The organism is Pseudomonas sp. GM84 (assembly GCF_000282535.1).
Lineage (GTDB): Bacteria > Pseudomonadota > Gammaproteobacteria > Pseudomonadales > Pseudomonadaceae > Aquipseudomonas.
In genome coordinates this window covers 1-7,311 of sequence record NZ_AKJC01000118.1, presented here as the reverse complement: position 1 = coordinate 7,311, position 7,311 = coordinate 1, and the positions used below count along the sequence as shown (strand labels likewise).

The 7,311-nt window shown below is 65.1% G+C and carries 7 protein-coding genes and 1 pseudogene; 4 read left to right on the top strand and 4 right to left on the bottom strand.

Translation table 11 applies throughout. From position 1 onward, the window contains the following. Positions 1–70: 70 nt before the first annotated feature. The 3 genes from PMI38_RS10550 to PMI38_RS10540 all read left to right on the top strand — a co-directional run bounded on the left by PMI38_RS10550 (position 71) and on the right by PMI38_RS10540 (position 1,677). On the top strand, positions 71–631 hold the full coding sequence (locus PMI38_RS10550) for a Smr/MutS family protein (protein ID WP_008093614.1): 561 nt from the start codon (positions 71–73) through the stop codon (positions 629–631). Between the two features lie 70 nt (positions 632–701). Continuing rightward, a complete protein-coding gene (folE, locus tag PMI38_RS10545; protein ID WP_008093613.1) occupies positions 702–1,247 on the top strand; it encodes a GTP cyclohydrolase I FolE in 546 nt (181 codons plus the stop codon). A 58-nt stretch (positions 1,248–1,305) separates the two neighbouring features. Further along, on the top strand, positions 1,306–1,677 hold the full coding sequence (locus tag PMI38_RS10540; RefSeq protein WP_008093611.1) for a glutaredoxin: 372 nt from the start codon (positions 1,306–1,308) through the stop codon (positions 1,675–1,677). A gap of 117 nt (positions 1,678–1,794) precedes the next feature. Here PMI38_RS10540 and PMI38_RS10535 read toward each other — a convergent pair whose 3' ends face one another. Continuing rightward, positions 1,795–2,397, bottom strand: a complete 603-nt coding sequence (locus PMI38_RS10535) for a glutathione S-transferase family protein (RefSeq protein ID WP_008093609.1) — start codon at positions 2,395–2,397, stop codon at positions 1,795–1,797. A gap of 144 nt (positions 2,398–2,541) precedes the next feature. On the opposite strand from PMI38_RS10535, the gene PMI38_RS10530 reads away from it, so the two are divergent. Continuing rightward, positions 2,542–3,786 (top strand): benzoate/H(+) symporter BenE family transporter, encoded by a 1,245-nt coding sequence (locus PMI38_RS10530; RefSeq protein WP_008093607.1) that lies wholly within the window; start codon positions 2,542–2,544, stop codon positions 3,784–3,786. Here PMI38_RS10530 and PMI38_RS27885 read toward each other — a convergent pair. The 3 genes and pseudogenes from PMI38_RS27885 to PMI38_RS10520 form a co-directional block, all read right to left on the bottom strand. Continuing rightward, positions 3,742–4,446: a methyl-accepting chemotaxis protein gene (locus tag PMI38_RS27885; protein WP_443216389.1), complete on the bottom strand. Its 705-nt coding sequence runs from the start codon at positions 4,444–4,446 to the stop codon at positions 3,742–3,744. The genes PMI38_RS10530 and PMI38_RS27885 overlap by 45 nt on opposite strands. A 204-nt stretch (positions 4,447–4,650) precedes the next feature. Next, positions 4,651–4,827 (bottom strand): annotated as a pseudogene (locus tag PMI38_RS27880) (hypothetical protein); the annotation flags it as partial. A gap of 972 nt (positions 4,828–5,799) precedes the next feature. Further along, a complete protein-coding gene (locus tag PMI38_RS10520; protein ID WP_008093603.1) occupies positions 5,800–7,197 on the bottom strand; it encodes an aminotransferase-like domain-containing protein in 1,398 nt (465 codons plus the stop codon). Positions 7,198–7,311: the final 114 nt, after the last annotated feature.

Below are 7,311 nucleotides of genomic sequence, written 5' to 3'. Positions count from 1 at the left end.
GCCGGCGATAGGGCCGGTACTGACGCCACTGGGTTGATGGCGTAAACTACGTCGCCCACGTGGAGGCAGCATGCAAGACGACGATTTTTCCCTGTTCAGCGCCGAGGTGCGCGGCGTCAAGCCGATCAAGCACGACCGCGCCGATATCGGCAAACCCAAGACCGACCGCAAGCAGCTCGCCGGCCTGCGTCAGGCCGCGACCGTGCGCAGTGACCAGCCGCTGGTGATCGACGGCCTGTCCGACCAGTTCGTCATCGACGTCGGCGCCGAAGACGAGCTGATGTGGCGCCGCGACGGGGTGCAGGAAAGCCAGATCCGCAAGCTCAAGCTCGGCCAGATCGCCTTCGAAGGCAGCCTCGATCTTCACGGCATGAGCGTGGAAAAAGCCCGCGAAACCCTGTGGGACTTCATCGCCGAAGCCACCAAGCTGGAAGTGCGCTGCGTGCGTGTCACCCACGGCAAGGCCGCGCGCCTGGATGGCAAGCGGCCGATGATCAAGAGCCACGTCAACACCTGGCTGCGCCAGCACCCGCAAGTGCTCGGTTTCACCTCCTGCCAGGCCCGCCACGGCGGCACTGGCGCTGTGTATGTAATGCTCAAGCGAACCATGATGGAAGGCCGCGACGAGTAACGCCGCGCTTGCAGCGTAGGCTTTGCCGCCGTACCCTTCGTTTTTGCGATTTTTTCCCACAGGTAGATACATGTCCCTGGAACAGAACTACACCGAGATCCTCAGCCAGATCGGCGAGGACGTCTCCCGTGAGGGCCTGCTCGACACGCCCAAGCGGGCTGCAAAGGCCATGAAGTACCTTTGCCGCGGTTATGAGCAGACGCTGGAAGAAGTCACCAACGGCGCGCTGTTCACCTCCGACAACAGCGAAATGGTGCTGGTCCGGGACATCGAGCTGTATTCGATGTGCGAACACCACATGCTGCCTTTCATCGGCAAGGCTCATGTGGCCTACCTGCCCAAGGGCAAGGTGCTGGGCCTGTCCAAGGTCGCGCGGATCGTCGACATGTACGCCCGCCGCCTGCAGATCCAGGAAAACCTCAGCCGCCAGATCGCCGAGGCCGTCCAGCAGGTGACCGGTGCTGCAGGTGTCGCGGTGGTCATCGAAGCCAAGCACATGTGCATGATGATGCGCGGTGTCGAAAAGCAGAACTCGACCATGCTCACCTCGGTGATGCTCGGCGAATTCCGCGAAAACGCCGCCACCCGCAGCGAGTTCCTCAGCCTGATCAAGTGATCGGCGCGTGACCCAAGCCGACCCTGTGGGGTCGGCTTTTTCATTTCAGGAGTTGCCCATGATCGTCAAAGCCTTGCGGGTCGGCCTCGGCCAGCTCATCGTGTTCGGCGACTGGATCAGCCGCCCGGCCAAGCGCAAGCGCGATGCCGCGGCCCAGGCCCAGGTCGAGCAGGAGGCCAAGGGCCTTGCGCTGTACCAGTTCCATGCCTGCCCGTTCTGCGTCAAGACCCGCCGCACCCTGCACCGGCTGAATGTGCCGGTGGCGCTGCGTGATGCGAAGAATGATGAGGTGCACCGCCAGGCGCTGCTTGAAGGCGGTGGCCGGGTGAAGGTGCCTTGCCTGCGCATCGAAGAAGCGGGCAAGGTGACCTGGATGTATGAGTCCAAGGCCATCATTGCTTATCTGGACAAGCGGTTCGCGTCGGCCTGATAGATAGGTGTCGCCCCCTTCGCGGGACAAGCCCGCTCCCACAGGTACTGCACTGTACTTTGCTCTAGTGCAATACCTGTGGGAGCGGGCTTGTCACGCGAAGGGGCCAGTGCAGCCTCAGTCCACCATCGGCACATGCCGCGGATGGCTGGCCACCCTGGCCAACCACGCCCGTACCGCCGGGTAATCCGCCAGCTCGAAGCCCCCCTGCTGCGCCACATGGGTGTACGCATACAGCGCCACATCGGCAATCGAATACTGCTCGCCCACCAGGTACGGCGTCATCTGCAACTGCCGCTCCATCACCTTCAACGCCTTGTACCCGCCCTTGTGCAGCTTGCGGTATTCCTCCACCCGCTCGTCCGGCAAACCCAGGTAGAACTGGATGAACCGCGCCACGGCAATGTACGGCTCATGGCTGTACTGCTCGAAGAACTGCCACTGCAGCACCTGGGTACGCAAACGCGGCTCGCTGGGCAGGAACTCGCTGCCGTCGGCCAGGAAGTTGAGGATCGCGTTGGACTCCCACAGGCAGGTGCCGTCCTCCAACTGCAGCACCGGCACCTTGCCGTTGGGGTTCATGGCCAGGAATTCGGGCGTTTCGGTCTCGCCCTTGAGGATATCCACCGGGTGCCACTGATACGGCTTGTCAAGCAGGCTCAGCATCAGCTTGACCTTGTAGCAGTTGCCCGACTGGTAGTCGCCATAGACCTTGTACATGCCCCTCCCCTCCCATGCAGTTGCGCGTCAGGGCCCAATAGTTCGCGACTGTACGGCTAAAAGCAATGCCCGCTGTATGACAAGGATCAAGCGCGCCCGCGTTAGTCTGAAAAAACTGCTTACACATGGACAAGGACTTACCCCATGACCGATGCCACTTCCGCACGCCTGCGGCCCCTGGCAGACAGCTCCCCGTCGGCGGTGGTCGCCGGCTTCATCGCCATGCTCACCGGCTACACCAGCTCGCTGGTGCTGATGTTCCAGGCCGGCCAGGCGGCTGGCCTGACCAACGCGCAAATTTCATCCTGGATCTGGGCCCTGTCGATCGGCATGGCGGTCTGCAGCATCGGCCTGTCGTTGCGCTACCGCACGCCGATCACCATCGCCTGGTCGACGCCCGGCGCGGCGCTGCTGATCACCAGCCTTGGCGGGGTCAGCTACGGCGAAGCCATTGGCGCCTACATCACCTGCGCGGTGCTGGTACTGATCTGCGGACTGACCGGCAGTTTCGAGCGCCTGGTCAAACGTATTCCGGCCTCGCTGGCCTCGGCCTTGCTGGCCGGCATCCTGTTCAAGATCGGCAGCGAGATCTTCGTCGCCGCGCAGCACCGCACGCTGTTGGTGCTGGGCATGTTCTTCAGCTATCTGCTGGTCAAGCGCCTGTCGCCGCGTTATTGCGTGCTGGCCGCCTTGCTGGTCGGCACGGCGTTGTCCGGCGCCCTTGGCCTGCTGGACTTCAGCGGCTTCAAACTGGAAGTGGCTACACCGGTGTGGACCACGCCGAGCTTCTCGCTGGCCGCGACCATCAGCATCGGCATTCCGCTGTTCGTGGTGGCCATGACCTCGCAGAACATGCCCGGTGTGGCCGTGTTGCGCGCCGATGGTTACCAGGTGCCGGCTTCGCCGCTGATTTCGGCCACCGGCTTTGCCTCGCTGCTGCTGGCGCCGTTCGGCTCGCATGGGGTCAACCTGGCGGCAATCAGTGCGGCCATCTGCACCGGGCCGCATGCCCATGAAGACCCGAGCAAGCGCTATACCGCAGCGGTGTGGTGCGGGATTTTCTACGGCATCGCCGGGGTGTTCGGTGCCACGCTGGCTGCGTTGTTCGCCGCGCTGCCGAAGGAACTGGTGCTGTCGATTGCCGCGCTGGCGCTGTTCGGCTCGATCATGAATGGGCTGACGGTGGCCATGGGTGAGGCGCGCGAGCGGGAGGCGGCGTTGATTACCTTCATGGTGACGGCGTCGGGGTTCACCTTGTTTTCCATTGGCTCGGCGTTCTGGGGGATCGTCGCCGGGGTGTTGACCTTGCTGATCTTGAACCCGCGAAAGGGCCGGTCCAGGCAATCACAAACGGAAGTGCCCCACCATCCCCCTCAAGTCACTGCCTAGCTGAGCCAGTTCGATACTCGACCGGGCATTGCCCTGCATCGCCAACGCCGCCTGGTCCGCACTGCCGCGAATCTGCGTGACGCTGCGGCTGATCTCCTCGGCCACCGAACTCTGCTGCTCCGCTGCCGCTGCAATCTGCTGGTTCATCTGCTGGATCAATGACACCGCCGCCGCAATGCTGCCCAGGGCACTTTCGGTCTGCAGCGCGTCGGCCACGGCCAGACGCACCAGCTCTGTGCTGTCGCGAATCTGCGCCACCGACTGCTGGGCGTTGCCACGCAGGCTAGCCACCAGCCGTTCGATTTCCTCGGTCGACTGCCGGGTACGCCGGGCCAAGGCCCGAACCTCATCGGCCACCACCGCGAAACCACGCCCCTGCTCGCCCGCCCGGGCCGCTTCGATGGCCGCATTGAGCGCCAGCAAGTTGGTCTGCTCGGCCACACTCTTGATCACCGCCAGCACGTCGCCAATGGTATGGATCTCGGCACTCAGGCTCTCGATGCCGGTACTGGCGGTTTCTGCCGCCGCAGCCAGTTGCTCGATACGCTGCATGCTCTGGCGCACAACCTGCTGGCCGCAATCGACCTTGGCATCGGCGGCCTGGGCGGCCAGCGCCGCCTCTTCGGCATTGCGCGCCACATCGTGCACGGTGGCTGTCATCTGCTGCATCGCGGTAGCCACCTGCTCGGTCTCTTCTTTCTGACTGCCCACCTCACGGTTGGTCTGCTCGGTAACCGTCGACAGCGCCTGGGCGCTGCCCGCCAATTGTTCGATCCCCTGCTGCAAGCCACTGACGATGCCCGACAGCGCAATGGCCATGTGCTGCACGGCCTGCGTCAGTTGCCCGACCTCATCGTCACGTGCCGCTTCCGGCTCCAGGCCCAACTCCCCGGCAGCGATGCGCCGGGCCCGGCCAATCACACGCTTGAGCGGGCCGACCACCGCGCGCGTGATCAGCCAAGCGGCCAGCACGCCCACCAGCAGCGCCAGGCCGGTCGCAGCAGCGATGGCCAGCGCGTTTCGCGTCAGCTCGCCCTGCATTGCCTGCTCTTCGCCGACATAGGCTTGTTCCACCCGCCCGGTGACCTGCTCGGCCCGCGCCTGCAACTGCGCCTTGAGGCCTTGTTCCTTGCCCAGCAAATCGGTGTATTCGTTGAGCTTGTCGGTGAATCCGGCAATGTGCCCGGCCACCTCGCCCAGCACGCCCTGGTAACCGGCGTCGGCAACCACTGCCTTGAGCCGATCGACCAGGGCTGCGGCCTCGACCGTCTCGGCGATGCGCCCTTGGCTGGCGTCTGCTTCGCCCTTGCGGCTCTGCTCCAGACGCACCCGCGCCTGGTCCATGGCCTGCAGCATCAGCCGCGACACTTGCGCCACCTGCGCGGACTGCTCCAGGAACTCACTGCCTTGCTGGCCCTGGGACTGTTTGAGGGTGTAGGCACCGTCATCGGCCAGCCCTGCCTGCATCACGTCGAGGTTGTTGGCCACGCTGGACACCGACCAGCTGGCCATGTCCAGCGCCAGCTCCTTGGCCTGCACCACCTCGACGAACGCGTCGAATGCCTGGCCATAGGCCGCCAGGTCAGCCTCGGCTGCCGCCAGTGCCGGCAGGCCTCGGGCGCGCTCGCTCAGGTTGTGCAGGCCGCTGCGCAAGGCCTCGGCCTGCTCGCTGTCGGAGCGCAAGGCGAAGGCTTGCTCGTGCTGGCGCAGCCGCAGCAGGTCGGTATTGAACCGGCCCAGCTCGCGCAGGCTGTCGAAACGCTGGCCGACACTGTGCAAGGCGCCGATGCCGATGGCCGCCACCGCCAGGGTCAGCAGCAACACCAGGGCAAACCCCAGCCCCATCTTGCGGGCCATGCCCAGGTTGGCCAGAACACCCTGCCTGCTCGCCGCCATCGCCGATCCCCCTTCACCTTGTCAGGTTTTCCCGAGGGCCAAGCGTGGCAACCTTGCCGACCCACGCACAAGCGGTCGACGCCACAATAGTGTCAAATGGCTATGTGCGTGTCGTTTTCAGCGTGCTGAAGGTCGCCCTGCGTGCAGAAGGAAGCCCTGGGCGCGGGTGTCCTGCCCGTAGGCGACATTGATCCGCAGCCAGTCGCTGGGGGCGCCTTGGTAGTCGAAGGCGCTGCCGGGCGTCAGCAGCACGTCGTGCTCGGCCGCCAACCGCTCCAGGCTGGCGAAATCGCGCCCAGGCATTCGCGCCCAGACGAACATGCCGCCACAGGGTTCGCAGAACACCTCCCAGCCGTAACCCTCCAGTTGCCCGAGCAGCTTGGCCATGTGCTGGCCCAGGCGTACCCGCAGGCGCTGCACGCTTTTGCGGTAGCTGCCATTGGCCAGCATCTGCCCCACCACCTGCTCGATGAAGCGCGAAGTGCCGATCCCGCTGACCATCTTCAGCTCCGCCAGGCGCGCCAGCAGCGGCGGGTCGGCCACCAGGTAGCCGACCCGCAGCGAACTGCTGAGGGTCTTGGAGAAACTGGCCAGGTAGATCACCCGCTGTTCGCTGTCGAGGGTGGCCAGGCGGGTGGCCTGCCCTTCCTGGAAATCGGCGTAGATATCGTCCTCGACGATACGCAGGTCGTGCTCTCGCGCCAGCTCCAGCAACCGATACGCCACCTTGGGCGTCAGGCTGGTGCCGGTCGGGTTCTGGTACAGGCTGTTGATGAACAGGCAGCGCGGGCGGTGCTCGACCAGCAATCGCTCGAGCTCCGTGACATCCGGGCCGCTCGGCGTGCGCGGCAACGGCAGCATGCGCACCTGGTGCTGACGCAGCAAGTTGTACAGGTTGTAGTAACCGGGGTTTTCCACCAGCACCGTGTCGCCGGGGCGCAGCAGGGTGCGCACCAGCAGGTCGAGGCCATGGCTGGCGCCCTGGGTCGTGAGGATGCGCTCGGGGCCAGCGGCGATGTCGAGGCGCGCCAGGCGTTTGTGCAGTTGCAGGCGCAGGCTGGCCAGGCCCAGTGGCGGGCAGTAGTCGAACATGTCCTGCGGGTTGCCGCGGCTGACCTGGCGAACTGCCTGGGCCAGTTCGGCGTCTGCCCGCCAGGCTGTGGGCAGCCAGCCGCAGCCCAGTTTGAGCAGCTCGTCGTGGCCCTCACGGAACTGCCGCCAGCTGCCATCGGCGGCTTCGCCCCACACGGGCTGGTCCTGCAGGGCCAGCCCAGGCTTGCGCTCGGCGACGAAGAAGCCGGTGCCGTGACGCGCCTCCAGCCAGCCACTGGCGACCAGGCGATCGTAGGCTTCGATCACACAGGACGCGCTCACGGCCTGGTTGCGTGCCAGGGTGCGGATCGACGGCAGGCGAGCGCCGGGGCGCAGGCGCTGGTGTTCGATCCAGGCTTGCAGGTGGTCGGTGAGTTGCTGCACCAACGGAGTTGGGCTGTGACGGTCGAGGGGCAAGTGCATGGCTTAAGTGTTTGGCTGTTTTAAGCGAACAGTTAAGCATAAATGGGGGGTGCGTGTGCCTTGTTGGGGGATTGGCCTGATAGCAAGGTAGTCAGTACCGGCCCTATCGCCGGC

Coding starts and splice junctions, on each gene's coding strand:
- PMI38_RS10520 (WP_008093603.1), bottom strand. CDS start 7,197: ATGCACTTGCCCCTCGACCGTCACAGCCCAACTCCGTTGGTGCAGCAA.
- folE (WP_008093613.1), top strand. CDS start 702: ATGTCCCTGGAACAGAACTACACCGAGATCCTCAGCCAGATCGGCGAG.
- PMI38_RS10535 (WP_008093609.1), bottom strand. CDS start 2,397: ATGTACAAGGTCTATGGCGACTACCAGTCGGGCAACTGCTACAAGGTC.
- PMI38_RS10550 (WP_008093614.1), top strand. CDS start 71: ATGCAAGACGACGATTTTTCCCTGTTCAGCGCCGAGGTGCGCGGCGTC.
- PMI38_RS10530 (WP_008093607.1), top strand. CDS start 2,542: ATGACCGATGCCACTTCCGCACGCCTGCGGCCCCTGGCAGACAGCTCC.
- PMI38_RS27885 (WP_443216389.1), bottom strand. CDS start 4,446: ATGACAGCCACCGTGCACGATGTGGCGCGCAATGCCGAAGAGGCGGCG.
- PMI38_RS10540 (WP_008093611.1), top strand. CDS start 1,306: ATGATCGTCAAAGCCTTGCGGGTCGGCCTCGGCCAGCTCATCGTGTTC.